At 65.9% G+C, this 26,029-nt stretch carries 22 protein-coding genes and 1 riboswitch; of the genes, 7 read left to right on the top strand and 15 right to left on the bottom strand.

All coding sequences use genetic code 11. The annotated features are described in order from the left end of the window. Positions 1 to 58: 58 nt before the first annotated feature. Positions 59 to 1,273, bottom strand: coding sequence for a phosphoserine phosphatase SerB (serB, locus tag ACODS5_RS18540; protein WP_134690308.1), 1,215 nt, complete (start codon positions 1,271 to 1,273; stop codon positions 59 to 61). A 135-nt stretch (positions 1,274 to 1,408) separates the two neighbouring features. Between serB and ACODS5_RS18535 the strand changes: the two genes are divergently transcribed. After that, on the top strand, positions 1,409 to 2,866 hold the full coding sequence (locus tag ACODS5_RS18535; protein ID WP_489109361.1) for a histidine kinase: 1,458 nt from the start codon (positions 1,409 to 1,411) through the stop codon (positions 2,864 to 2,866). 214 nt (positions 2,867 to 3,080) lie between these two features. Here ACODS5_RS18535 and ACODS5_RS18530 read toward each other — a convergent pair whose 3' ends face one another. The 9 genes from ACODS5_RS18530 to ACODS5_RS18490 all read right to left on the bottom strand — a co-directional run bounded on the left by ACODS5_RS18530 (position 3,081) and on the right by ACODS5_RS18490 (position 12,339). Continuing rightward, a complete protein-coding gene (locus ACODS5_RS18530) occupies positions 3,081 to 3,791 on the bottom strand; it encodes a PqiC family protein (protein WP_134690310.1) in 711 nt (236 codons plus the stop codon). A 174-nt stretch (positions 3,792 to 3,965) separates the two neighbouring features. After that, positions 3,966 to 6,224, bottom strand: a complete 2,259-nt coding sequence (gene parC / locus ACODS5_RS18525; protein WP_134690311.1) for a DNA topoisomerase IV subunit A — start codon at positions 6,222 to 6,224, stop codon at positions 3,966 to 3,968. Positions 6,225 to 6,234: 10 nt separating this feature from the next. After that, positions 6,235 to 6,753, bottom strand: a complete 519-nt coding sequence (locus ACODS5_RS18520; protein ID WP_134690312.1) for a retropepsin-like aspartic protease family protein — start codon at positions 6,751 to 6,753, stop codon at positions 6,235 to 6,237. Further along, positions 6,750 to 7,736: an esterase-like activity of phytase family protein gene (locus ACODS5_RS18515; protein ID WP_489109360.1), complete on the bottom strand. Its 987-nt coding sequence runs from the start codon at positions 7,734 to 7,736 to the stop codon at positions 6,750 to 6,752. The genes ACODS5_RS18520 and ACODS5_RS18515 overlap by 4 nt, the downstream gene beginning before the upstream one ends. Further along, complete coding sequence (gene parE / locus ACODS5_RS18510) at positions 7,733 to 9,637, bottom strand: DNA topoisomerase IV subunit B (protein WP_489109359.1); 1,905 nt, start codon at positions 9,635 to 9,637, stop codon at positions 7,733 to 7,735. Before parE ends, ACODS5_RS18515 begins: the two co-directional genes overlap by 4 nt. A 33-nt stretch (positions 9,638 to 9,670) precedes the next feature. Then, entirely contained in the window at positions 9,671 to 10,279 is a 609-nt protein-coding gene (locus ACODS5_RS18505; RefSeq protein WP_489109358.1) for a YqiA/YcfP family alpha/beta fold hydrolase, read from the bottom strand. 110 nt (positions 10,280 to 10,389) lie between these two features. Continuing rightward, complete coding sequence (gene cpdA, locus ACODS5_RS18500) at positions 10,390 to 11,193, bottom strand: 3',5'-cyclic-AMP phosphodiesterase (RefSeq protein ID WP_489109357.1); 804 nt, start codon at positions 11,191 to 11,193, stop codon at positions 10,390 to 10,392. Positions 11,194 to 11,278: 85 nt separating this feature from the next. Beyond that, on the bottom strand, positions 11,279 to 11,731 hold the full coding sequence (locus ACODS5_RS18495; RefSeq protein ID WP_023630808.1) for a DUF1249 domain-containing protein: 453 nt from the start codon (positions 11,729 to 11,731) through the stop codon (positions 11,279 to 11,281). Continuing rightward, on the bottom strand, positions 11,722 to 12,339 hold the full coding sequence (locus tag ACODS5_RS18490; protein WP_134690317.1) for an NUDIX domain-containing protein: 618 nt from the start codon (positions 12,337 to 12,339) through the stop codon (positions 11,722 to 11,724). Before ACODS5_RS18490 ends, ACODS5_RS18495 begins: the two co-directional genes overlap by 10 nt. A gap of 185 nt (positions 12,340 to 12,524) precedes the next feature. Here ACODS5_RS18490 and ACODS5_RS18485 point away from each other — a divergent pair, with 185 nt between their 5' ends. Beyond that, positions 12,525 to 13,271, top strand: a complete 747-nt coding sequence (locus ACODS5_RS18485; RefSeq protein ID WP_489109356.1) for an RsiV family protein — start codon at positions 12,525 to 12,527, stop codon at positions 13,269 to 13,271. Here ACODS5_RS18485 and cytX read toward each other — a convergent pair. Continuing rightward, a complete protein-coding gene (cytX, locus tag ACODS5_RS18480; RefSeq protein WP_489109355.1) occupies positions 13,240 to 14,523 on the bottom strand; it encodes a putative hydroxymethylpyrimidine transporter CytX in 1,284 nt (427 codons plus the stop codon). The two genes, ACODS5_RS18485 and cytX, sit on opposite strands and share 32 nt — an antisense overlap. Positions 14,524 to 14,671: 148 nt before the next feature. Beyond that, positions 14,672 to 16,552 (bottom strand): phosphomethylpyrimidine synthase ThiC, encoded by a 1,881-nt coding sequence (thiC, locus tag ACODS5_RS18475; protein ID WP_134690320.1) that lies wholly within the window; start codon positions 16,550 to 16,552, stop codon positions 14,672 to 14,674. A 156-nt stretch (positions 16,553 to 16,708) separates the two neighbouring features. Beyond that, positions 16,709 to 16,815: riboswitch (TPP riboswitch) on the bottom strand. Between the two features lie 160 nt (positions 16,816 to 16,975). Here thiC and ACODS5_RS18470 point away from each other — a divergent pair. Continuing rightward, a complete protein-coding gene (locus ACODS5_RS18470; protein ID WP_134690322.1) occupies positions 16,976 to 18,409 on the top strand; it encodes a TolC family outer membrane protein in 1,434 nt (477 codons plus the stop codon). A 172-nt stretch (positions 18,410 to 18,581) separates the two neighbouring features. On the opposite strand, the gene waaA is transcribed toward ACODS5_RS18470, so the two are convergent. After that, positions 18,582 to 19,853, bottom strand: coding sequence for a lipid IV(A) 3-deoxy-D-manno-octulosonic acid transferase (waaA, locus tag ACODS5_RS18465; protein WP_489109354.1), 1,272 nt, complete (start codon positions 19,851 to 19,853; stop codon positions 18,582 to 18,584). Between the two features lie 52 nt (positions 19,854 to 19,905). Continuing rightward, positions 19,906 to 20,796 (bottom strand): LysR family transcriptional regulator, encoded by an 891-nt coding sequence (locus ACODS5_RS18460; RefSeq protein ID WP_134690326.1) that lies wholly within the window; start codon positions 20,794 to 20,796, stop codon positions 19,906 to 19,908. Positions 20,797 to 20,885: 89 nt separating this feature from the next. Between ACODS5_RS18460 and ACODS5_RS18455 the strand changes: the two genes are divergently transcribed. From ACODS5_RS18455 to ACODS5_RS18440, 4 genes are all read left to right on the top strand, one after another. Continuing rightward, positions 20,886 to 21,218, top strand: a complete 333-nt coding sequence (locus ACODS5_RS18455) for a DMT family transporter (protein WP_023632892.1) — start codon at positions 20,886 to 20,888, stop codon at positions 21,216 to 21,218. Positions 21,219 to 21,324: 106 nt separating this feature from the next. Beyond that, positions 21,325 to 22,500: an NAD(P)/FAD-dependent oxidoreductase gene (locus tag ACODS5_RS18450; RefSeq protein ID WP_489109353.1), complete on the top strand. Its 1,176-nt coding sequence runs from the start codon at positions 21,325 to 21,327 to the stop codon at positions 22,498 to 22,500. After that, a complete protein-coding gene (locus ACODS5_RS18445) occupies positions 22,497 to 23,309 on the top strand; it encodes an aldo/keto reductase (protein WP_134690332.1) in 813 nt (270 codons plus the stop codon). Before ACODS5_RS18450 ends, ACODS5_RS18445 begins: the two co-directional genes overlap by 4 nt. Positions 23,310 to 23,345: 36 nt before the next feature. Next, positions 23,346 to 24,299 carry a metal ABC transporter ATPase gene (locus ACODS5_RS18440; protein ID WP_489109352.1) on the top strand — a complete coding sequence of 318 codons (954 nt, stop codon included), beginning with the start codon at positions 23,346 to 23,348 and terminating at the stop codon, positions 24,297 to 24,299. A gap of 278 nt (positions 24,300 to 24,577) precedes the next feature. Here ACODS5_RS18440 and hldE read toward each other — a convergent pair whose 3' ends face one another. Next, positions 24,578 to 25,999 (bottom strand): bifunctional D-glycero-beta-D-manno-heptose-7-phosphate kinase/D-glycero-beta-D-manno-heptose 1-phosphate adenylyltransferase HldE, encoded by a 1,422-nt coding sequence (hldE, locus tag ACODS5_RS18435; RefSeq protein WP_134690335.1) that lies wholly within the window; start codon positions 25,997 to 25,999, stop codon positions 24,578 to 24,580. Positions 26,000 to 26,029 lie beyond the last annotated feature (30 nt).

Genomic DNA, 26,029 nt, shown 5'->3' with positions numbered 1-26,029 from the left:
CCTCTGTAGGAGCCGGCTTGCCGGCGAAAGGGCTGCAGCGCAGCCCCAAGGCTCAAGATCAACCGCGCGCTTCGCGATCGCGTACGCCGAGCAGGTACAGCACACCATCCAGGCCTAGGGTCGAGATCGCCTGCTTGGCCGACTGACGCACCAGCGGCTTGGCGCGGAAGGCCACCCCCAGGCCGGCCAGGGACAGCATCGGCAGGTCGTTGGCGCCATCGCCCACGGCGATGGTCTGCTCGAGCTGCAGACCTTCTTCACTGGCCAGTTGCTGTAGCAGATCAGCCTTGCGCTGCGCATCGACGATCGGCTCGACGGCCACGCCGGTGACCTTGCCGTCGACCACCTCCAGCTCGTTGGCGAATACGTAGTCGATGCCCAGGCGCGCCTGTACCTGCTTGGCGAAGTAGGAGAAGCCGCCGGAAAGGATCGCAGTCTTGTAGCCCAGGCGCTTGAGCTCGGCGAACAGGTGCTCGGCACCCTCGGTCAGGCGCAGCGAGGCGCCAATCTGGTCCAGTACGCCCACGTCCAGGCCCTTGAGCAGCGCCATGCGCTCTTTGAAGCTGGCGCGGAAATCCAGCTCGCCTCGCATTGCGCGCTCGGTGATCGCCGCCACCTGTTCACCGACACCGGCAGCCTTGGCCAGCTCGTCGATGACCTCAGCCTCGATCAGCGTCGAGTCCATGTCGAACACCGCCAGACGGCGGTTGCGGCGGAACAGGTCGTCGCGCTGGAAGGCGATGTCGATGTTCAGCTCTTCGGACAGGGCGAAGAAGTCGCCGCGCAGGGCCTGGGCGTCGCTGGCTTCGCCACGCACGGAGATTTCCAGCGCGGACTTGCCCTTCTCGATCTGGGCACCCAGCGCCACGCGGGCCGACAGGCGCTCGATACGCTCGATAGTCAGGCCGTATTGGCTGATGATGGCGCTGACCCGCTGCAACTGTTGTGGCGTGACTCGGCGGCTGAGCAGGGTGACGATGTGGCGTGCCTCGCCCTGGCTGTCGGCCCAGTGCTGGTAGTCGGCCTCGGAGATCGGCGTGTAGCGCGCCTGCAGGTTCAGCTCATGGGCCTTGGCCTGTACGCTCTGCAGCAGCGCGGTGGCCACCTCGTTGTCGGGGATGTCGACCAGAATGCCGAACGACAGCGTGCCGTGCATGACAGCAAGGCCGATGTCGAGAATGTTCACACCGCCCTGGAGCAGGACGCCGGTGATGGCCGCGGTAAGACCTGGACGGTCCTCCCCAGTGATGTTGATCAGGACGATTTCGCGCAAGACCGGGCTCCAACTCGATGAAAAATGCGCATTCTACCGATTTTCCGTGACCATCGGGTGCCAACGCCACTTTGCCGACAAAACACGTATCGCTATACTGCGCAGCAACTTTCTCGCCATGAAGAGCCGCGCTCTGTGAACCGGCCCACGCCCGTCAAACCCGACAACTTCTTCCTGATGATCTACCGAGCCCTGAGCCAGCGCCGAATCCCCTTGGCCCTGCGTATCGCCAGCCACAATATTTTCCTGGTGGCCCTGGCCCTGGTGATCTATGCCTGCGTCATGGGCCTGCAGTTCAAGCAGGCCATGCATGAGCAGGCCGACGCCGTGGGTCAGAGCCTGACCACCCAGACTGCCACCTCGGCGACCGAGCTGCTGGTGTCCAACGACATCCTCAGCCTCAACGTGCTGCTCGGCAACCTGGTTAAGAACCCGCTGGTGGCCCACGCCGCCATCTACAGCGTGGACAGCCGAATCCTCGCCGAGGCCGGCCAGCGCCCGCGCAACAGCTTGCTGGGCGAAGCCGAGGGCGTGTACCAGACCAAGATCACCTTCCAGGATGTGACTGCCGGCCAGCTGCGTATCAGCCTGGACATGAGCCAGTTCCAGCAGCCGATGCTGATCAGCCTGCAGAGCATGGGCATCCTTGCCGCCATCTTGCTGGCCCTGGCGCTGACCCTGAGCCTGCGCCTCGGGCGCTTCATCTCCACGCCGCTGCTGCAACTGCGCGTATGGCTGCGCGACCCGCACCCCTACACCCCGGCCATCGACCGCCAGGACGAAATCGGCGACCTCGCCCGCCAACTGCACGCGCGCCTGGCCCCGCCGCCGCCGCCGGAGCCCGAAGTCGAGGACGATGAAGACGACTTCGACGAGCTGCCCGCGCCCAAGCCGGCGCCGCGGGCGACGGCCGTTGCCCAGCCTCAGGCCCAGGCGCATGAGGATGACGACGATGCCTTCGCCGACCTGATGGACCCGCAGAGCGAACCGGCCAAGCCGGCCGTGGTCGAGTCCGACGAGCCGCAGCACAGCGCCGTGCTGGCCGTGCAGCTAGGCTCCCAGGAGCAACTGCGGCGCCTGCCGCGTACGCGCCTGACCGAGTTGCTGGAGCGCTACCGCGACTGCCTGGACCAGGCCGCCTCGCTGTACGAAGGGGAAATCCACACCCTCAACGACGGCAGTACACTGCTGCTGTTCCACAGCCGTGACAGCGGTGAAGACTACCTGACCAACGCCATCTGCTGCGGCGAACTGCTGCGCGCCCTGGGGCATGCCCTGCAGATCGAGGTGGCCGATAGCGGCATCACCCTGCAATTGCAACTGGGCCTGGTGCTGGCCGACGACCTGCAGGGCTTGGATCAGGTCGATCTGTTGATGACCGAGCAGGCTCAGGACGCCCTGGCCCTGTCACAGCACAGCCGCAACCTGCTGCTGGTGGAGCGCCGTATCAGCGATGATGCTCTGATCCGCCAGCGTGCCCGCATCCGCCCGATCGCCAGCCCAGAAGGCGCATGCTGCGTGGAACGCCTGATGGAGCCCTACCCGTCGATGCTCGAGCGCCAGCTGGCGCGGATGGACGAGCACCGGGGCTGAGATTTGGGGGTTATGCGATCCCTGTAGGAGCGGCCTTGTGTCGCGAAAGGGGTGCGAAGCGCCCCCAGGATCTTCGTTCTATCTGAAATCCCCTGGGGCTGCCTTGCAGCCCTTTCGCGACACAAGGCCGCTCCTACAGGGGATCGTGCTCCTGGCTGGGACACGTCACACAAAAAAGCCCGCATCGCTGCGGGCTTTTTTGTGGCTGTCGCCATCAGAAGCGGAACACTTCCATATCGGTGCGAATCGGCGAGGCCATCGGGATCTTCGGCTTCTCCGGTTCTTTCTTCACCTGTACCGGCGCGGCCTGCTTGCGCGGGGTCTCTTCGGCGATGGCCGGCTGGTTGGCCAGCGGCTTGACCGCCGTGCTCAGTTGTTCGGCCAGCTTTTGCAGCAATTGTCCCTGGGCCTGGACCTGGGCCGACTCGCTGCCGGCATGCGGCTGCTCGAGGTGAACGATGCGGTTGTCACGCACCTGGCCACGGCGATCGAGCACACGCCACTGGGCATCGAGGATCGCTGGCTGGTCCTTGCCGGAGTCCAGGCGGGTGATCGACAGCAGCACCTGCACGTCCGGGGTGAAGCCGGCGCTGGCCGGTGCCAGGACCACGCGCTGGCTGTCCAGGCGCCAAGCCAGCTGGCGCACCAGCAACTGGTCGATATCCGACGAAAGGCTGCCGGCCCAACGACCGTCGGTCGCAGCGGTCAGACTGCCATCGGTCTGGCGCTGCAAGAAGGTTTCGCGTTGCAGGTAATCGGCCACCGACACGGGGCCAAGCACCACCGCCATGCCCGCCGCCTGGGTCGGCTGGCCGGGTTCACCGCTGTCGAGCTGATACAGGGCGACTGGCTGGTGCATGCTGCACCCACTCAGGCCCAGCAGGCCAGTCATCAGCAGCGCAAATGGAAGGCGCAGAAATTTCATTCATCCCATCCAGGCGGTCGTCACGGACAGACCGCAGTGATACTCGTGTAGATTCAATCGGGCACTCGGCCACGCCGGCGCCGCAAGGGCCCTATCATCCGCGAAATAGCCGCCAGACTCCAGCATTTCCGCCTCAAGCGGCGCCGAAAGCGCCGCTGCGGACGGCCCATTCACTCAAGCGGGGGTTTCCACCAGCAAGGCATCGACGCGCTGGAAACCACGCGGCAATTTGCTACCACGACGCCCACGCTCGCCCTTGTAATGCTCCAGGTCATCCGGCTTGAGCGACAGCGTACGCTTGCCGGCCTGCAATACCAGGGTCGCCCCCTCGCTGATCACCGCGAGGTCGGTGACATACTCTTCGCGACTGGCCACCCGGTCGCCCGGCACGCCAATGATCTTGTTGCCCTTGCCCTTGCCCAGCTGCGGCAGGTCGGCCACCTTGAACACCAGCAGGCGGCCCTCGGTGGTCACCGCGGCCAGCCAATCCTGCTCGCGGTTGGTCACCGGGCGTGGGGTCATGACCTTGGCGCCATTGGGCAGGCTGAGCAGACCCTTGCCGGCCTTGTTCTTGGCTTGCAGGTCCTCGCCCTTGACCACGAAGCCGTAACCGGCGTCGGAGCCGACCACATACAGCGCATCGTCCTCGGGCAGCAGCACGCACTCGAAGGTAGCGCCCGGCGGCGGCGTCAGGCGACCGGTCAGCGGCTCGCCCTGGCCACGGGCCGACGGCAGGCTATGGGCGGCCAGCGAGTAGCTGCGGCCGGTGGAATCGATCAGCACCGCGAACTGGTTGGAGCGGCCGGCGGCGGCGGCCTTGAAGCCATCGCCCGCCTTGTACGACAGCCCCGTGGCGTCGATATCGTGGCCCTTGGCGCAGCGCACCCAGCCTTTCTCCGACAGCACCACGGTGACCGGCTCGGTGGGCATCAGCTCGTTTTCCGACAGGGCCTTGGCCTCGGCACGCTCGACGATCGGCGAGCGGCGGTCGTCGCCGTAGGTTTCGGCATCTTCCAGCAGCTCGCTGCGTACCAGCTTGCGCAGCTTGGCATCGCTGCCCAGCAGGGTGGTCAGGCGCTTCTGTTCCTTGAGCAGTTCGTCCTGCTCGCCACGGATCTTCATCTCTTCCAGGCGGGCCAGCTGGCGCAGGCGCGTCTCGAGGATGTAGTCGGCCTGGATCTCGGTCAGGTCGAAGCGGGCGATCAACGCCTGCTTGGGGTGCTCCTCGGTGCGGATGATGTGGATTACTTCATCCAGGTTGAGGAACGCGGTGAGCAAGCCATCCAACAGGTGCAGGCGCCGCTCGACCTTGTCCAGGCGGTGCTGCAGGCGGCGACGAACGGTGCCGACCCGGTACTCCAGCCATTCCAGCAGCAGCTGGCGCAGGTTCTTCAACTGCGGCCGGCCGTCGAGGCCGATGATGTTGACGTTGACCCGGTAGGTGCTTTCCAGGTCGGTGGTGGCAAACAGGTGCTGCATCAGCTCGGCGGCATCCACTCGGTTGGAGCGCGGGATGATGACAATGCGGCAGGGGTTTTCGTGGTCCGACTCGTCGCGCAGGTCGGCGACCATCGGCAGCTTCTTGGCCTGCATCTGCGCGGCGATCTGCTCCAGCACCTTGGCCCCGGAGACCTGGTGCGGCAGCGCGGTGACGACGATGTCGCCATCCTCGATGCGGTACACCGCGCGCATGCGGATCGAGCCCTTGCCGCTCTCGTACATCTTCAGGATGTCGGCGCGCGGGGTGACGATCTCGGCTTCGGTCGGGTAGTCCGGGCCCTGGATATGTTCACAGAGCTGCTCGAGGGTGGCCTTGGGCTCGTCGAGCAAGCGCACGCAGGCGCTGGCTACTTCCCGCAGATTGTGCGGCGGCACGTCGGTGGCCATGCCCACGGCGATGCCGGTGGTGCCGTTGAGCAGGATGTTCGGCAGGCGCGCCGGCAGCACGGCCGGCTCCTGCAGGGTGCCGTCGAAGTTCGGCACCCAGTCGACGGTGCCCTGGCCCAGCTCGCTGAGCAGTACCTCGGAGTAGCGCGACAGGCGCGCCTCGGTGTAACGCATGGCGGCGAACGACTTCGGATCGTCCGGCGCACCCCAGTTGCCCTGGCCGTCGACCAGGGTGTAGCGGTAGCTGAACGGCTGGGCCATCAGCACCATGGCCTCGTAGCAGGCCGAGTCGCCGTGGGGGTGGAACTTGCCGAGCACGTCGCCGACGGTACGCGCCGACTTCTTGTGCTTGGAATCGGCGTCGAGCCCCAACTCGCTCATGGCATAGACGATGCGCCGCTGCACCGGCTTGAGGCCGTCACCGATATGCGGCAGGGCGCGGTCCATGATCACGTACATGGAGTAGTTGAGGTAGGCCTGTTCGGTGAAGTCAGCCAGGGAACGGCGTTCGACGCCTTCGAGACTGAGTTCGAGTGAGTCGCTCATGCGGGCCTCGTCATTTCAGGTTCTGGCGCAGCAGCATGGTGCCGCCGCGCTGGGTAAATTCAAGTTGTTTCAGGGCGCTCATGCCCAGCAGCACGGCCTGGCCATCCAGGCCGGGCACCACCAAGGCGCGCACGTCGCGCAGCTGGATATCGCCTAGCCGTAGGCTATCGAGCCGGGTGCGGTAACCCTCGGTACGGCCATTGGCGGTGCTCAGTTGCACCGCTGCGCCACGGACCAGGTCCAGATCGCGCGCCAGGGCCTCGGGGATCGCCACATCGGTGGCGCCGGTGTCGAGCATGAAATGCACCACCTGGCCATTGATCGCGCCATCGGCGACGAAATGCCCCTGGCCATTGCTCAGCAGACGCACCTCGATGAAACCGTCGCCCTTTTCGCTGCGCACCACGCTATTGGGATTCTGCTGGCGGTCTTCCCACTGGCCGAAAAAGCGCGTGGCAAGGAACATCGCCGCCGCCCAGGCGACGATCAGCAACACCCTGCCCGCGCGCTTGCCCGGCGGCTGGCTCATGGCCGGGCGCTCCAGCCACCTTGCGGCGCGGCGAAGCGCCAGACCACCGGCCGGCTTTCACCGTCGGCGCGCGGACGATCGTTGTTGTCCACGCCAATCCAGGCTCCATCCTTGTCGATAACCAGAGCTTCGGTCAGGCCATAGGCCTGGTCGTAGCGCCGGCTGTCCTGCAACGCTTCGGCGGCGAACGACCAGCAACGCTCCACCGCGCCACTGTCGGCGTCACGCCGGCAGATGCGATAGGCATTACGCTCGAGGGTGTACAACTTGCCCTCGAACCAGGCCAGGTCGGCGAAATCCCGCGCTACCGGACGCGCGCCGGGAAACTGCGGCGGCTGCATCTCGACCCCGGCCTCGCTGAGCAGCACGCAGCTGCGCCCGCAGGTCCACACCGACTGCTGGCGCTGCACCGACAACAGCCCGCGGCGCTCGCGCTCGGCGGCCAGCCACAGGCGGTCGCCCGCCGGGTTGATCGCCAGGCCTTCGAACAACGCATTGAAGTGCAGCAGCATGCCGCTGGCCCGCGCCTGGCGGACCATGGCCTGATCGATGCGCAACCAGTCCGGTTCGCCTTCCACTGGCAACTGCAGCACCGCGGCGTGGGCCTCGCTGACGATCAGGATATTGCCAGCCTGGTCACAGGTGATACCTTCGAAATCCAGCGCGCCGCCTCGGATATAGGACGCCGCCCAGTTGCGCGACTTCAGCCCCCAGGGCAGGCCGGTGTCCGGTGCCTCGGGCGGGGTGAAGGTCAGCGGCTGGGCATGCCAGGGGCCAGGCTCCTGGTCGAGTCGGTAGATGCGGTCGTCGTCGCGGTCGGACACCGCCCACAACGCACCGCGACAGAACGCCAGGCCCGACAGGTTGCCACCGCGCATGCCTTCGACCACGTGTTCGCTGCTCAGCTTGAGCTCTGGCCAGCTGTCCGCCTGGGCCTGCAGGGCGCACAACGCCAGGCAGGCCGCCAGCAGCAGACGCATCAAACCAGGACCTCGGCCAGGTTGCCTTTGGTCTCCAGCCAGTTCTTGCGGTCGCCTGCACGCTTCTTGGCCAGCAGCATGTCCATGATCTCGGTGGTGCCCGCCAGGTCGTCCAGGGTCAACTGCACCAGGCGGCGGGTGTTAGGGTCCATGGTGGTTTCGCGCAGTTGCGGCGGGTTCATTTCGCCCAGGCCCTTGAAGCGAGTAACCTGCGGCTTGCCGCGCTTCTTCTCGGCGACCAGGCGGTCGAGGATGCCATCACGCTCGGCGTCGTCCAGGGCGTAGTAGATCTCCTTGCCCAGGTCGATGCGGTACAGCGGCGGCATGGCCACGTAGACGTGCCCGGCCTCGACCAACGGACGGAAGTGCTGGACGAACAGCGCGCACAGCAAGGTGGCGATGTGCAGGCCGTCGGAGTCGGCGTCGGCGAGGATGCAGATCTTGCCGTAGCGCAACTGCGAAAGGTCGGCTGCGCCCGGGTCGACGCCGATGGCCACGGCGATGTTGTGCACCTCCTGGCTGGCCAGGACCTCGCCACCATCGACCTCCCAGGTGTTGAGGATCTTGCCGCGCAGCGGCAGGATCGCCTGGTACTCCTTGTCCCGCGCCTGCTTGGCCGAACCACCGGCCGAGTCACCCTCGACCAGGAACAGCTCGGCGCGCATCGGGTCCTGTCCGGCGCAGTCGGCCAGCTTGCCCGGCAGCGCCGGGCCCTGGGTGATGCGCTTGCGCTCGACCTTCTTGCTCGCCTTCAGGCGGCGGCCAGCATTGCTGATGGCCAGCTCCGCCAGTTGCATGCCCAGCTCGGGATGGGCGTTGAGCCACAGGCTGAAGGCGTCCTTGACCACGCCGGAGACGAACGCCGCCGCCTCGCGGGACGACAGGCGTTCCTTGGTCTGGCCGGAAAACTGCGGTTCCTGCATTTTCATCGACAGCACGAAGCTGATGCGCTCCCAGACGTCCTCGGGGGCCAGCTTGACCCCGCGCGGCAGCAGGTTGCGGAACTCGCAGAACTCGCGCATGGCATCCAGCAGGCCCTGGCGCAGGCCGTTGACGTGGGTACCGCCCTGGGCGGTGGGGATCAGGTTGACGTAGCTTTCCTGAATGCTGTCGCCGCCCTCGGGCAGCCACAACAGAGCCCAGTCCACGGCTTCCTTGTTACCGGCCAGGCTGCCGCAGAACGGCTCGTCGGGCAGGCGCTGGAACTCGCTGACCGAATCGACCAGGTAGGAGCGCAGACCGTCCTCGTAGTGCCACTCGACCTTCTCGCCGGTGCCCTTGTCCTCGAAGCTGATGGACAGCCCCGGGCACAATACCGCCTTGGCCTTGAGCACGTGCTTGAGGCGGCTGATGGAGAACTTCGGCGAATCGAAGTACTTCGGATCGGGGCTGAAGTACACGCTGGTGCCGGTGTTGCGCTTGCCGACGGTGCCGACCACTTCCAGCTCGCTGGCCTTGAAGCCGTCGGCAAAGGTCATCTGGTACTCGTTACCGTCGCGCTTTACGCGCACGCGGACCTGGCTCGACAGGGCGTTGACCACCGAGATGCCGACACCGTGCAGGCCGCCGGAGAACTGGTAGTTCTTGTTGGAGAACTTGCCACCGGCGTGCAGCTTGGTAAGGATCAACTCGACACCGGATACGCCCTCCTCGGGGTGGATGTCCACCGGCATGCCGCGGCCATCGTCGCTGACTTCCAGCGAGTGGTCGGCGTGGAGGATCACCTGCACGGACCGTGCGTGGCCTGCCAGGGCCTCGTCGACGCTGTTGTCGATGACTTCCTGGGCCAGGTGGTTGGGCCGGCTGGTGTCGGTGTACATGCCCGGCCGCTTGCGGACCGGGTCAAGGCCCGAGAGGACTTCGATGGCGTCTGCGTTATAGGCGCTAGCGCTGGGATTGGCCATGGGTTCTCGTCGTCAGTCTGGTGAGTGCAAAAGTCAAAATACAGAAAAATCCAGCGCCGCATACTGCCCGCGGGCAATACCGGCGAACGCCAGCAGGGCCGGCAGCTGTGCGGCGAAGCCCTGGTAGCTGTGGTCGCCACCGGCCTGGATACGCAGGGCGCAGGCGCGGTAGTAGCGCTCGGCCTGGCGATAGTCCAGCGTTTCATCGGCGGTCTGCAACCACACTTGATAGCGAGCGGCATCCTGCGGTGCCGGCACTTCCAGTTCGGCCAGGGCGTCCACGTGGTCGTGGGTGAGCTCCCAGGCTTCATCGGTATAGAGGTTGCGCTGGGTGCCGAGGTAGCCGTCGAACAGGCGATGCGGCGCGACCGCCGGGTTGACCAGCAACGCCTTGAGCCCGTGGCGCTCGGCCAGGTGGGTGGCATAGTAGCCGCCGAGGGAGCTGCCGACCAGCAGCGGCGCACCCAGCTCACCGATGGCTGCCTCCAGCTGGGCGATAGCCTGGCGCGGGTGGTGGTGCAAGGCCGGGACCCGCAGTTGCTCGGCCAAGCCGAGCTGCTGCATCACCGCTTCGAGCTGGCGTGCCTTGGTCGACAGCGGCGAGCTGTTGAAGCCATGGATATAGAGGATGGAACCCGACATGCTGCCCCCGGACGCAAAGACGCGCAGTGTAGCGTGTTCGATGGTCATTGGCGCAGCCTGGGGATTTTCGCAACAAATTCTTCAAATGACAGGGGCAACTGCGCGGCCCTTCAGTAGCCGGGGCTGTCGAAATCCAGCTTCACCACGAAATCCCGCGCCCGCTCTACCCCGGTCTCCAACCGCCCGTCGGCATGCAGACGCAGCCAGCGGTAACCCGGCTGTTCCTCGCTGACCTTGAAGTCCTCGCTGCGCGGCGCGAACTGGATGCAGGTCGAAGGCGTGGCAAGGAAACGGATGCCGTCACGCACTTCGTCCCATTCCTGGTGGATATGCCCCCACAGCAGCGCCTTCACCTGTGGATAACTGCTCAGACGCCGCAGCAGCTCATCGGCATTACGCAGCCCGATCGGCGCGATCCAGGCGCAACCGATATCCACCGGCTGGTGATGGCAGCACACCAGGCAATGGCGCTCGCCCGCACCGTTCAGCGCCTGGTCCAGCACGACCAGCTGGTCGTCGGCCAACAGACCGAAGGTGGCACCGACCACTACCGAGTCGAGCATGACGATGCGCCAGGCGCCGATATCGGTCACTGCCTGCACCAGTTCCGGCGCCACCTCGGCCATGACCCGCGCCTCGTCATGGTTACCCGGCAGCCAGCGCGCTGGCGCGCCGAACGTCGACGTCAGCTCGCGAAAGGCCGCGTAGGATTCGACGCTGGCATCCTGGGAAAGATCGCCCGTGCACAGCAGCAGGTCGATGCGCGGTTGTTCGCGGCGAACCTGGCCGACCACGTGCCCAAGGCTTGCGCGGGTATTGAGGCCCAGCAAGGTGCCCGCCGGGTCGGCGAACAGATGGGCATCGGTCAGTTGCACCACATGGACAGGTGACGGGGGTGAAAGTGGTTGCGGCAACGGCCGTCTCCTCGAACGGATTCAGCACGGATTATGGCGGCGGATCGCTTTCGAGCAAATACTCGAAACCGACGCGCATCACATTTCAGCGCACGGCTTCCAGTTCGTGGCCGCAGGCCAGGCAGTGACTCAGCCATTCACCGAGGAACAGATTGAGCTGGGCCTTCTCGTCCGGCTGGTGCATCGCCGTGTTGGGATAGGGGTAGATGCTGCGCAGGCGACGCGCATGCTCGGCACTGACCACCTCGGCCATGCGCGCGTCATGGTAGACCTGCACCTCCAGCTCGGGCACCGGCAGCCAGGGCAGGCTGTGCTCCTGGCGCACCTTGAGCGTGGTGGTGTAGGGGCAGGCCAATAGCACTTCAAGCACCAGCACACCGAGCATCTGGTCGCCCTGGGTCATGCCGATACGGCGCGAGCTCTGCGTAGTGCGCATGTCAGGCAACAGGCGCATCAGGCGGGCATAGTTGGCCTCGCAGGCCGATTGCAGCCCGACCAGGTCGACCCGATAGCGCTCGCGCAGCAGGTTCACTTCCACATACCTCGTACTTCGTCTCGGTTCAGCGCCAGCCATTGCAACCCGATGATCGTGGCGGCGTTGCAGATACGCCCGTCGCGTACGGCCTGCAGGGCATCCTCGAACGACCATACGCGCACGCGAATGTCCTCGCTTTCTTCTTCCAGGCCATGCAGGCCACCGGCACCCTCGCTGATGCAACGGCCCAGGAACAGGTGGACGTACTCGTCGCTGCCGCCCGGTGACGGAAAGTACCTGGTCATTGGCCACAGCGCCGAGAAGGTCAGGCCCGCTTCTTCCTCGGCTTCGCGGTGGGCAACCTCCTCGGGTTGCTCGTCCTTGTCGATCAGCCCGGCGACCATCTCGATCAGCCAGGGGTTGGCCACCTTGCCCATGGCGCCAACGCGAAACTGCTCGATCAGCACCACTTCGTCGCGCTGAGGATCGTAGGGCAGCACGCAGACCGCGTCATGGCGCACGAACAGTTCACGGGTGAACTCGCGGCTCATGCCCCCGGCAAACAATTCGTGGCGCAGGTGCAGCTTGTCGAGCTTGTAAAAGCCCTTGAACAATGGCTCCCGCCGCGCGATCTCGACCTGCGTCGGTACTGAATTCAACGTGTCCGTCATGCCAACTCCTTGATACCTCGTTTACCGCATCGCGCAATCCTACTCTGCCAACCGCCCGGTTTCACCCCTTTGCGTCGACCGTTCGGGCGGCCGGGACAGGCGCGGCGCTCTCTGTTAGCTTAGTGGCGAACCGAAGGCCGCGCAGGCGGTCCAAGGCCGATCATCACTGCCCCGCAAGGATCAACATGAGGCTAGTCAAACTGACTTCCGTGGCCGTTCTGGCACTGGCGCTCGGCGCCTGCCAGAGCCTGTTCACGCCCAACTACCGGGCCCCGCTCGAGGTCAAGCGCGAGGCCTGGGAGCACGTGAAACCCGGCTGCAGCGAAAGCGACTGCCCGCTGGTGAACATCGACACCGTGCACTTCCCGGCGCTGCCGAAACTCGACGCCATCGTCGAGAAACGCCTGCTGCAACTGACCGAGGACAACCAGCGCGGCACTGCGCCAAGCTCGCTGCAAGCCTATGAACAGGCTTACCTGGCCCGCGCCGACAAACGCAACAGCAGCTACCTGCAGGCCAAGGTACGCGAACAGCATGACGGGCTGGTGATCGTCGAGCTGTCCAGCTACCTCGACAGCGGCGGCGCCCACGGCATGCCGGGGCGTGGCTTCATCAACTACTCGCGCAAGCTGGACAAGGTGCTGACCCTGGATGACATGCTACTGCCCGGCCAGGCCGCGACCTTCTGGAAGACCGCCGAGGAGTCCCACCGGGCCTGGCTGATCAGCACCGGCATGGACAAGGACCCCGAGTTCGTCAAGACCTGGCCGTTCAAGCAGTCGCCGCACATCGCCCTGACCTACGGCGCGGTGATCGTGAAGTACGAGGTCTATGCCATCGCGCCCTACTCCATGGGCCACGTCGAGCTGAAGATCCCCTACCCGCGCCTCAACGGCGTGCTCAAGCCCGAGCTGTTTCCCGGCCGTGGCTGATCGCTAGCAGCCGGTATAGCCCCCCTGCCAGCAGCAGTGCCGGCAGGGTCGCGCCCAACTGCGGCGCCAGGTTGGCCATCAGGTGATAAGCCACCACCCCTGCCGTCCAGGCCAGCAGCGCCTGCCAGCGCAGCCCCTCGACCAGCGTCGGCGAACGCCGACGACGCACCACGAAATGGTCCACCAGCACCACGCCGAACAAAGGCGCGAACACCGAACCGATCAGCAGCAGGAAATTCTGATACTGGGCCAACGGCGCCAGCAGGGCGATCAGCGTGCACAGCACGCCGATAGCCAAGGCCAGGTGCTCGACCTTCATTTTCACCAGCAGGCCAGTGGACACCGCCGCCGAGTGGATATCGGCAAAGGCGTTTTCCGTCTCGTCCAGCAGGATCAGCAGCAATGGAATGCCCAGCCCGGCGCCGGCCAGTGCCAGCAGCAGGGCATTTACCTCGCCGCTGGGCGCGAACGCCAAGGTGTAGGCCACGCCCAGGCTCATCAGCCAGGCATTGCCGATGAAGAAGCCCAGCGCGGTACCGCCGAACACCCGGCTGGCACGCTGGCCGAAGCGCGAGTAGTCGGCGATCAGCGGCAACCATGACAGCGGCATGGCAATCACGATATCGAAGCCCAGGGCCAGGGACAGCGAGCCATCACCCGGGCGGCGCCACAACGCGGCCAGGTCGGCCTTGGCGAACAGGTTCCAGGTCAGCCAGACGCAGGCGCCGAGCAACAGCCAGATCCCCCACTTGCGCAGCACCTTGCGCACGAACGCCAGTGGCCCGCTGACCGCCAACAGGGTGGCCAGGACGCCGAAGCACAGGGTCCACAGCAGCGTGCTGCTCCAGCCGCTGCCCTCGCCGAACGCGCGTGCGCCCAGCAGGCTCGCGGCATCGCGCATGACGATGATCTCGAACGAACCCCAGCCGATCAGTTGCAGCAGATTGAGCACGGCCGGCAGGCGCGCGCCGTGGCTACCGAGCGTGAGGCGCAAGGTCGCCATGGCCGACAGGCCGGTATCGCTGCCGATTACCCCCACCGCGGCCAGCAGCAATACCCCCACCGCCGTGCCCAAGGTGATCGCCAGGATCGAGCCCGCCAGGCCCAGGCCCGGCGCCAGCAGGCCGCCGACCTGCAGGACCATCAGGCCAATACCGAGGGAGAACCACAGCGAGAACAGGTCGCGGGCGCCGAACTGGCGATGGTGGGTGGGGACGGGGTGGTCGGGGGAGAAGTGGCTAGTTGAAGTCATGGGGAAGTTCGCCGGAATGTTGGGGGTGGCGTTGGCGAGGACTAGGTCCTCGTTTCGCGGCACAAGGCCGCTCCTACAGGGAGTTGCGGTCTCCTGTAGGAGCGGCCTTGTGCCGCGAAAGGGCCGCAACGCGGCCCCCAAGGTCTACTTACACCTTCTGGTAAAGCTGGCTGCCTTCCTGGCGGAACCGCTCGGCCTGCTCGCGCATGCCCTGTTCGACCGTGACATCCACGGTTTCGATCTTGGCGGCGTACTCACGGACTTCCTGGGTGATCTTCATCGAACAGAACTTCGGCCCGCACATCGAGCAGAAGTGCGCGACCTTGGCCGATTCCTTGGGCAGGGTCTCATCGTGGAATGAGCGCGCGGTGTCCGGGTCCAGGCCCAGGTTGAACTGGTCTTCCCAGCGGAACTCGAAGCGCGCCTTGGACAGCGCGTTGTCACGGATCTGCGCGCCCGGGTGGCCCTTGGCAAGGTCGGCGGCATGCGCGGCGATCTTGTAGGTGATGATGCCGGTCTTGACGTCGTCCTTGTTCGGCAGGCCCAGGTGCTCCTTGGGCGTGACGTAGCAGAGCATGGCGCAGCCGAACCAGCCGATCATCGCCGCGCCGATGCCGGAGGTGATGTGGTCGTAGCCCGGAGCGATATCGGTGGTCAGCGGGCCTAGGGTGTAGAACGGCGCCTCGTCGCAGCATTCGAGCTGCTTGTCCATGTTCTCCTTGATCAACTGCATCGGCACGTGGCCGGGGCCTTCGATCATGCACTGCACATCGTGCTTCCAGGCAATCTTGGTCAGCTCGCCAAGGGTCTCCAGTTCGCCGAACTGCGCCGCGTCGTTGGCGTCGGCAATCGAACCCGGGCGCAGGCCGTCACCCAGCGAGAAGCTGACGTCGTAGGCCTTCATGATTTCGCAGATCTCGTCGAAGTGCGTGTACAGGAAGTTTTCCTTGTGGTGCGCCAGGCACCACTTGGCCATGATCGAGCCGCCACGGCTGACGATGCCGGTGACCCGCTTGGCGGTCAGCGGCACATAGCGCAGCAAGACGCCAGCGTGGATGGTGAAGTAGTCCACACCCTGCTCGGCCTGTTCGATCAGGGTGTCGCGGAACAGCTCCCAGGTCAGGTCCTCGGCCACGCCATTGACCTTCTCCAGGGCCTGGTAGATAGGCACGGTACCGATCGGCACCGGCGAGTTGCGGATGATCCACTCGCGGGTTTCGTGAATGTGCTTGCCGGTGGACAGGTCCATGACCGTGTCCGAGCCCCAGCGAATGCCCCAGGTCAGCTTGGCCACTTCTTCCTCGATCGAGGAACCCAGGGCGCTGTTGCCGATATTGCCGTTGATCTTCACCAGGAAGTTGCGGCCGATGATCATCGGCTCAAGCTCGGTGTGGTTGATGTTGGCGGGGATGATCGCGCGGCCGCGGGCGATTTCCTCGCGGACGAACTCGGCGGTGATCTCTTTCGGGATGCTGGCACCGAAGCTGTGGCCGGCGTGCTGCTGGCTGAGCAGGCCGGCGGCACGGGCCTCCTGCAGCTTCATGTTCTCGCGGATGGCGACGTATTCCATCTCGGCGGTGATGATGCCCTGGCGGGCATAGTGCATCTGCGTGACGTTGGCGCCGGCCTTGGCCCGGCGCGGGTTGCGCACATGGGCGAAGCGCAGCTTGGCCAGCTCGGCGTCGTTCAGGCGTTGCTGGCCGAAGTTCGAGCTCAGGCCCGCGAGGCGCTCGGTGTCGCCACGGGCGTCGATCCATGCCGAACGCACATCGCCCAGGCCCTTGCGCACGTCGATGATGACCTCGGGGTCGGTGTAGGGACCCGAGGTGTCGTACACCAGCACCGGGGCGTTCTTCTCGCCGCCGAAATCGGTCGGGGTGTCGTGCAGGCTGATTTCGCGCATGGGCACGCGGATGTCGGGGCGCGAACCCTGGACATAGACCTTGCGCGAATTGGGCAAGGGTTGCACGGACTGCTGATCGACTTGCGCCGACTCGCTGAGGTGGATCGATTTTTCTTGTTTGCTCATCACAGGCTCTCCAGACAGCTTCCAGCGGTGGAATGTCGGGGTGAACCTGAAAGGCGTGGACGCACTCGGGGTGACGAGTGCAGTGCCGGATGTGGGGGTGCCGTGGGCTGCAAGCAGCTGTGGCGATCCCGGACCTGGCACAAGAGGCTCCCGGGACTTGAGAGCAATCTTGTTCCCTACGCAGGCGCTAACCTGATCAGGTTCAACGGGATCCGCACCTCTGCGATCTCAGCCTTTGCTTCAAGGCACCCCGACAAGAACATGCGCAGTCTAGACTGGAGTGGTCGGCAAAGCCAAGCGGGTATATCCAGGCGCGATAAATGGCGCAAGCAGCGGATTGTTGGCGAAAGCGCGTGGCACTACACTGGCCCATCGCTCGATACCCGACAGTACAGTAAATAAATCTCGATCAAGGATTGCCCTATGCTGCGCAAACTCTCACTGGCGATTGCCGTGTCTTGTGCGACCAACGGAGTGGCGTGGGCAGTGGACACGCCCACGACGGTGAAAACCGACCTGGTCAGCGTCTACCAGGAAGCGGTCGACAACAACGCCGACCTGGCGGCCGCCCGCGCCGACTATGGCGCCCGCCGCGAAGTGGTGCCCCAGGCCCGTGCCGGCCTGTTGCCCAACCTTTCGGCCGGCGCCGAAATGATGAACACCCGCACCAAGCTCGACGAACCGTCGGTCACCTCCAACCGCAGCGGCAATGCCTGGAGCGCCACCCTGGCTCAACCGATCTTCCGCGCCGACCGCTGGTTCCAGCTACAGGCGGCCGAAGCGGTCAACGAACAGGCCGCGCTGGAGCTGTCGGCCACCGAGCAGAACCTGATCCTGCAAACCGCCGAGAACTACTTCGCGGTGCTGCGCGCCCAGGACAACCTGGCCTCTACCAAAGCCGAGGAAGCCGCCTTCAAGCGCCAGCTGGACCAGTCCAACGAGCGCTTCGACGTCGGCCTCTCGGACAAGACCGATGTGCTGCAATCGCAAGCCAGCTACGATACCGCCCGGGCCAACCGGATCATCGCCGAGCGCCAGGTGCAAGATGCCTTCGAAGCCTTGATCACCCTGACCAACCGTCAGTACTCGGCGATCCAGGGCGTGGTCCACAGCCTGCCGGTGCAGGTGCCGATCCCCAACGACGCCAAGGCCTGGGTCGAGACCGCCGGGCGGCAGAACCTCAACCTGCTGGCCACCAACCACGCCGTGGCCGCGGCCGAAGAGACGGTACGCCAGCGCAAGGCTGGCCACGCACCGACCCTGGACGCAGTGGCCAAGTACCAGAAAGGCGACAACGACAACCTGGGCTTCACCAACCCCTCGCAGAACGGCGTGCGCTATGGCGGTGACGTCGAGCAGACCAGCGTCGGCCTGCAGTTGAATATCCCGATCTACAGCGGCGGCCTGACCAGCTCCCAGGTGCGCGAGGCTTACTCGCGGCTGACCCAGAGCGAGCAGCAACGCGAGAGCCTGCGCCGCCAGGTGGTGGAGAACACGCGCAACCTGCACCGCGCGGTGAACACCGATGTCGAACAGGTGCAGGCGCGCAAGCAGTCGATCATCTCCAACCAGAGCGCGTTGGAGGCCACCGAGATCGGCTACCAGGTCGGCACCCGCAACATCGTCGACGTGCTGGATGCACAGCGCCAGCTGTACACCTCGGTGCGTGACTACAACAACAGCCGCTACGACTACATCCTCGACAACCTGCGCCTCAAGCAGGCCGCCGGCACCCTGAGCCCGCAGGACCTGCAGGACCTGGGCCGGTACCTGAAGGCTGACTACAACCCGGACAAGGATTTCCTGCCGCCGGACCTGGCAGCTGCGGCAGCGAAGAACTTCGAGCGCAGGCCTTGAACCAAGGAAACACGCGGGCGGTGTAGGAGCGGCCTTGTGTCGCGAAAGGGCCGCACAGCGGCCCCGGCGATCCTGCGGGAGTGCGCAGATCCTGGGAGCGCCTCGCCCCCCTATCCGACCGGCCCGACGCCTCGGCAAGGCCGCGCCTACAGGGATCGCAGCATTTCACAGATCAGCGGATCAACGCAGCCAAGCCATCCAGCAACCGCTGCAACGCCCCCTGGTTGGCCTGCATCACCGCCCTGCCCGCCTCACCCATGCGTCGGGCATCCTGCGGCAGCTCGATCAAGCGGCGCACCGCGCCAGCCAAACCCTCGGCATCGTCCACCTGCTGCAACGCCCCGGCCTCGCGCAACATGGCGCTGATCTCGAGGAAGTTGAACACGTGCGGCCCCATGATCACCGGCAGTGCCAGCGCCGCCGGCTCCAGCGGGTTGTGCCCGCCGGTAGGCACCAGGCTGCCGCCGACGAAGGCAATATCGGCCAAGGCATACAGGAACAGCAGTTCACCCATGGTGTCGCCCATCAGTACCTGGGTGCCAGCCTCGACCGCCGCGCCGCCCGAGCGGCGCACCGTGGCGAACTGCCCGGCGCACAACCCATGCACGGCATCGAACCGCTCGGGGTGTCGCGGCACCAGGATCAACAACGCGTCGCTGTGCACCTTGAGCAGTTCACGGTGGGCCTCGAGAATCAGCGCATCTTCGCCTTCATGGGTACTGGCGGCGATCCACACCGGGCGCTGCGTGGCGCCCCACTGCCCGCGCAGCGCCTGGGCGCGGGGCAACAATTGCTCGTCGATCCTCAGGTCGAACTTGATCGAGCCGGTCACCTGCACGCACGCAGGACGCGCGCCCAGGTCGCGGAAGCGCTGCGCCTCGGTCTCTGTCTGCACGGCGATCAGGCTCATCTGCTCGAGCATCGGCCGGGTCAGACCGGCGAAGCGGGCATAGCCACGGGCCGAGCGCGCGGACAGCCGCGCATTGGCCAACGCCACCGGGATGCCGCGCCTGGCGCACTGGTGGATATGATTGGGCCACAGCTCGGTCTCCATGATGACCCCCAGCCGCGGGCGCACATGGTCGAGAAAGCGCCCGGCCGCCCAGGGCAGGTCGTACGGCAAGTAGCAATGCTGTACCCGCGGCTCGCCTTCGAACATCGCGCGGATGCGCTCGGAGCCGGTCGGCGTCATGCAGGTGAGGGTGATCGGCATATCCGGGTACTGCTTGAGCAGGGCGCGGACCATTGGCGCGGCGGCGATGCTTTCGCCCACCGACACCGCATGCACCCAGATCCCCCCCTGGCGCAGCGCCGGCAGCCGACAGGCGAAGCGTTCGCCGATGCGCTGGCGGTAGGCTGGCGCCTTGCGTCCGCGCAGGAACAGGCGCAGCGCGACCAGCGGCAGGCCCAGGTGAAATAGCAAGGTATAGAGAGTTCTGTTCATGGCGGCGGAGTTTACTAGGAAGCGCGGCAAAAGGCCTGCACCCAGTCAAGCCTCAACCGATCGCCCGCAGGTGCACGGCGAAGCGTTCGGCCAACCATTGCGCCGCCGGGCCCAAGGGTTCGTCGCGGCGCCAGGCCAGCTCCACCACCAGCGCTGGCGGGCGCCACTCGCTGTCGAGCTCGACCATCTGCGTCTGGTAGGTGGGGTACTGCACCACATGGCGCGGCAGCCAGGCCCAACCCAGGCCACGCATCAGCAATTCGGCCATGGCGTAGAAACTGTCGCAACGCCAGACTTGCGGGCTGATCGCCTCGCCGCCAGGGTAACCGCTCTGCTGCGGGGTAATCAGCAGTTGCCGGTGGCGCGCCAGTTGCTGGCGAGTGACCTTGGCCAGGTGCGCCAACGGATGATCGATGGCGCAGACCGTGACCATCTCGACGCTGCCCAGGGCCCGTCGCTCCAACGAGGCCGGTATGCTTTCGTGGTGGAAAAACAGCCCCAGGTCGGCGCGCCGCTCCACCAGCTTGCGCGCCACATCGCCCTGGGCGCCGCTGGCCAGTTGCACTTCCAGGTACGGATAGCGGGCGGCGAGTTCATCCAGACTGTCGATCACCGGTTGGTAAGGCATGGCCTCGTCCTGAGCCACCCGCAGCAACGCCTCCTGCCCCCGCATCAATGCCAGCGCGCGACCGTCGAGGCGCTCGCACTGGCGCAGCAGCTCGCGAGCATCCTCGAGCAGCGCGGCGCCGCGCTCGGTCAAGCGTGGCTGGCGGCCGCTGCTGCGCTCGAACAGGGTCACGCCCAGGTCGGCCTCGAGCAGCGCGATGGCAGTGCTCACCGCCGACTGCGCCTTGTGTTGCTCGCGGGCCACGGCGGAGAACGAACGCAGCTCGGCGGTGCGCACGAATAGACGAAGCTGCTCCAGGTTCCACTGCTCAGGCATGGCGACCTATCTCCAAAACAGATAGGAAATGACTTTACCGCATCCAGGGATTCCCTAGAATGCCCATCCAGCAACGGAGGACCCGCACCATGAACGCCTACACCTATCTCGCCATCGCCATCTGCGCCGAAGTCATCGCCACCGCGTCCATGAAGGCTGTAAAAGGCCTGAGCACGCCACTGCCGTTGTTGCTGATGGTGTGCGGCTATGGCGTGGCGTTCTGGATGTTGACCCTGGTGGTGCGCAGCATTCCGGTGGGCATCGCCTATGCCATCTGGTCGGGCCTGGGGATCGTGCTGATCAGCGTGGCGGCGCTGGTGATCTACGGGCAAAAGCTGGATGTACCGGCGATGCTGGGCATGGCCATGATCGTCGGCGGCGTGGTGGTGATCCAGGTGTTCTCCAACACCGCGGGGCATTGATGCTCCCCTGAGGATTATGCGGCCGCTTTGCAGCCCCAGGATCGCAAAGCCCACGCCGGCCCGACGCTGTATACTGCGCACCTGTCCCAGCTTTCGAGGTGCCCGCATGCCATCTGCCATTTCCACTGACGTGCTGATCGTCGGCGCCGGGGTCGCAGGCCTCTGGCTCAACGCCCGCCTGCGCGGCCAGGGCTACTCGACGGTGCTGGTGGAACGCGCCAGCCTTGGCGGCGAACAGACCATCAAATCCCAAGGCATCATCCACGGCGGCACCAAGTACGCCCTGCACGGCGCCCTGACCGGCGCCTCCGAGGCCATCGCCGACATGCCGCGGCGCTGGCGCGAAGCGCTGGCTGGCAACGGCGAGCTGGACCTGAGCGGCACCCGCCTGCTGTCCGAGGCCCATTACCTCTGGTCCCCCGGCACCCTGGCCGGCAACCTCAGCAGTTTCTTCGCCAGCAAGGCCGTGCGCGGCCGGGTCGACCAGGTCAAGGGCGAGCAACTGCCGCCGGCCCTGCAAGACCGCGCGTTCAAGGGCAAGGTCTACCGCCTGGCCGAACTGGTCATCGACGTACCCAGCTTGCTGGCCAACCTCGCGCGACTGGCGGGTGACAGCCTGCTGGCCGGCGAGCGAATCGAACCCCTGCGCGACGGCGATGAGCTGGTCGGGCTGACCGTCGATGGCCGCGAGATTCGCGCGCAACGCATCGTCCTCAGCGCCGGTGGCGGCACCGAAGCACTGCTGCGCGCCCTCGGCCTCAGCCAGCCAGCCATGCAGCGCCGGCCGCTGCACATGGTCCTGGCCAAGGGCCCAAACCTCAAGCCGTTGTACGCCCACTGCCTCGGTGGCGGGCCCAAGCCGCGCATCACCGTGACTACCCACCCGGCGGCCGACGGCCAGTGGGTGTGGTACCTCGGTGGCGACCTGGCCGAGGCCGATGGCGTGGCCCGCGAGCCTGCCGCGCAGATCGCCGCGGCACAAAAGGAAGTCGCCAGCCTGATGCCTTGGGTCGATCAAAGCCAGATGCGCTGGGCAACCCTGCGTATCGACCGCGCCGAGCCCGCGCAATCGGGCCTGGTGCGCCCGGACAACGCCTTCCTCGCCGAGCGGCAGCGCCTGCTGGTGGGCTGGCCGACCAAGCTGGCCCTGGCGCCGGACTTCGCCGACCGCGTAATGGCCAGCTTCGAACGCGATGGCATCCGCCCAGCCGCTCAGGCAGAGCTCGCCGACCTGCCCCGCCCGGCGCTGGGCGTGCCGGCTTGGGAGCAACTGCTGCCATGAGTCTGCCAACCCTGCACAATCATCACCGCCCGCTGGGCAGCACCGGCCTGCGGGTTTCGCCATTGGGCCTGGGCACGGTCAAGCTTGGCCGCGACCAGGGGGTGAAATACCCCAACGGCTTCACCATTCCCGATGACGATACCGCCCGCCTGCTGCTGGCCCAGGCCCGCGAGCTGGGCATAAACCTGATCGACACCGCACCCGCCTATGGTCGCAGTGAAGAACGCCTCGGCCCATTGCTGCGCGGCCAGCGCGAGCAGTGGGTGATCGTCAGCAAGGTCGGCGAAGAGTTCGACGCCGGCCAGTCGCACTTCGACTTCAGCGCCGCCCATACCCGCCGGTCGGTGGAACGTAGCCTCAAGCGCCTGGAAACCGACCGCATCGAACTGGTGCTGGTGCACTCCGACGGCAACGACCTGGCCATCCTCGAGCAGCAGGGCGTGTATGAAACCCTGGCGGCGCTCAAGCAGGAAGGCAAGATCCTCGGCTATGGGCTGTCCGGCAAGACCGTCGCTGGCGGCCTGAAAGCCCTGGAGCAAGGTGATTGCGCCATGGTCACCTACAACCTCAACGAGCAGGCGGAACGCCCGGTGCTCGACTACGCTGCCGAACACGGCAAGGCCATCCTGGTGAAGAAGGCACTCGCCAGCGGGCATATCTGCCTGGCCCCCGGGGTCGACCCGGTGCAGGCCAGTTTCGAGTTGCTGTTTGCCCACCCCGGCGTGAGCAGTGCCATCGTCGGCACTATCAATCCGCTGCACCTGGCCCATAACGTGGCCACCGTCGCCCGCATTCTCGGCCGGCCCTGAGCCGCCCGGGCCGGAGTCAACGCAAGGAGGAGCCTCGTGCCGCGCACGCTGATCCGCAAGAATCCGAGCAATTTCAAGACCCTGCCGCTGCATGTCGAAGCCAGCCCCGAGGGCCTGAGCTACCAGAGCATCGGCATGCCGCTGAACTTCGCCCAGACCCTGCAGCGGCGCAAGGCCATCCAGCTGGCCGACTCGCAGCGCTTCGTGGTCGAGCTGGCCAACCTCGGCGTGTCGGTGCGCCTGACCTTGCACTGGCAAGGCCGCGACTACTGGGTACTGGTGCGCCAGCGCCGCCAGGACCGCGGCGACGTGGTGCTCAAGCTGATCTCCGGCTACGTGCCCGCCCACGAGTTGAACCTGCCGCTGCACACCGCCATCCAGGAAGTCGCCGAGGAGTGCCTGCTGGAAACCCCGGAGGGCTGGCTGGGCGGGCGCTTCAACGACACCTGGCTGCCAGCGCCCTACGCTGCCGCCCTGCATTACCGCGAAGCCCTGCCCTTCGTGCTGACGCCCGAATCCGGTGCCGCTCGCCCGGTGCACTGCGCCAACCTGATGCTATTGGAACGGCCGCGGGCCTATGTCCACCTGCCCACCGCATCGCTGCAACTGATCTACGACCTGCGCCTGCAAGTGCCACGCGAGGCCAAGGGGCTGAGCCTGTTCCATGTCGACGAACGGCTCGAAGGCGATCAATTGGTGGCGCGGCTCAACCGCAAGCGGCCGGATCTCTACCTGATGCCGCTGCAAGAAGGTCAACCGCTGGCTGAGCTGTACACCCTGAAGAAAGACCAGTTGATACAGGCGAGCACGCGCGGCCTGTGGCTGGCCGAGAGCTTTGCGCAGCAGGAGGGCTGGGTGGTGCGGGATGAACGGGTACGCTGGAAGGATTGGCTGAAACAGCAGGGCCTGGTGGAGCGCAAGCGCGAACCGACGTCGCACCTGGAGCGCTTCAGCGACAAGGCCAAAAAACTGCTCGCCCGCGTCCTGTAGGCGCCGGCATTGCCGGCGAACACCGCAGCGCCTGGTTCGCCAGCAAGGCTGCCTCCTACGTGCTGTAGGAGCCGGCTTGCCGGCGAACACCGCAGCGCCTGGTTCGCCAGCAAGGCTGGCTCCTACGGGCGATGGATGCTGTAGGAGCCGGCTTGCTGGCGAATACCGCAGTGCCTGGTTCGCCAGCAAGGCTGGCTCCTACGGGCGATGAATGCTGTAGGAGCCGGCTTGCCGGCGAACACCAGCACAGCCGGTGCCAGGCACCACGCTGACCCGCCTCAGTGCTTGCGGATCTTCTCGACGATCGCCGTGGTCGAGCTGTTTTCCACCAAGCCCAACACCTTCACCGTGCCGCCATAGGCCTTGACGATATCGGCGCCAACCACCTGGTCGATGCCATAGTCGCCGCCCTTGACCAGCACATCAGGTTTCACTTGGCGCAACAGGTTCTCCGGGGTGTCCTCGGGGAAGCTGATTACCCAGTCCACCGCACCGAGGCCGGCCAGCACCGCCATGCGCCGGTCGACGCTGTTGATCGGCCGCCCAGGGCCTTTCAAGCGGCTGACCGAGGCATCGTCGTTGATTGCGACGATCAGCCGATCGCCCTGGGCGCGAGCCTGTTCCAGGTAAGTGACATGGCCGGCATGCAGGATGTCGAAACAGCCGTTGGTGAAGACGATCTTCTCGTTGTGCGCGCGGGCATCGTCGATGGCCAGCAACAACTGCTCCAGGCCCAGCACACCGCGCTCGGAACCTTCCTCGCGCTGGATCGCCCGACGCAGCTCAGGCGCGCTGATGGCCGCGGTACCCAACTTGCCAACGACGATACCGGCGGCCAGGTTGGCCAGGGCCACGGCGTGGGGCAGGTCCTCGCCCGCGGCGATGGCGGCGGCCAGGGTGGAGATCACGGTGTCACCGGCGCCGGTGACATCGAACACCTCGCGGGCTCGGGCCGGCAGGTGCAGGGCCGGATGGCCGGTGCGCAGCAGGGTCATGCCGTGCTCGCCACGGGTCACCAGCAAGGCACCCAGGTCCAGCTCCTCGAGCAGCTTCAGGCCTTTGCCGACCAACTCGGCCTCATCGGCGCAACGGCCGACAATGGTCTCGAACTCGCTGAGGTTCGGGGTGATCAGGCTGGCGCCGCGGTAGATCGAGAAGTCCTTGCCCTTGGGGTCGGCCAGCACCGGGATGCCCTTGGCCCGAGCCGCCTGGATCAGCGCCTGGTGGTTCTTCAGCGCGCCCTTGCCGTAGTCGGACAGCACCAGCACCTTGACGCCTTCGAGCAGGCCATCGACCTCGGCGCCCAGCGACAGAGCGTCGGTGGCGAAGGGCTCTTCGAAATCGATGCGCAGCAGTTGCTGGTGACGGCTCATCACCCGCAGCTTGACGATGGTCGGCTGGTGGGCGATGCGCTGGAAGATCGACCGCACGCCTGCGGCTTGCAGGCTGTTGGCAAGGCTGTCGGCAGCCTCGTCCTGGCCGGTGACGCCAACCAGCGCCGCTGGCGCGCCGAGGGCGGCGATGTTCAAGGCAACGTTGGCCGCACCGCCGGGGCGGTCCTCGATCTGATCGACCTTGACCACCGGCACCGGCGCTTCAGGCGAAATACGTGAAGTACCGCCATGCCAGTAGCGGTCGAGCATGACATCGCCGACCACCAATACGGGGGCTTGATCGAAACGCGGCATGGACAACTTCATGGGCAACCCATATTGAAAAAGTGAACAGGG

Source organism: Pseudomonas sp. FG47, assembly GCF_057809115.1.
The sequence above is the reverse complement of the archived record's forward strand: the minus strand, read 5'-3'. Positions and strand labels throughout refer to the sequence as shown.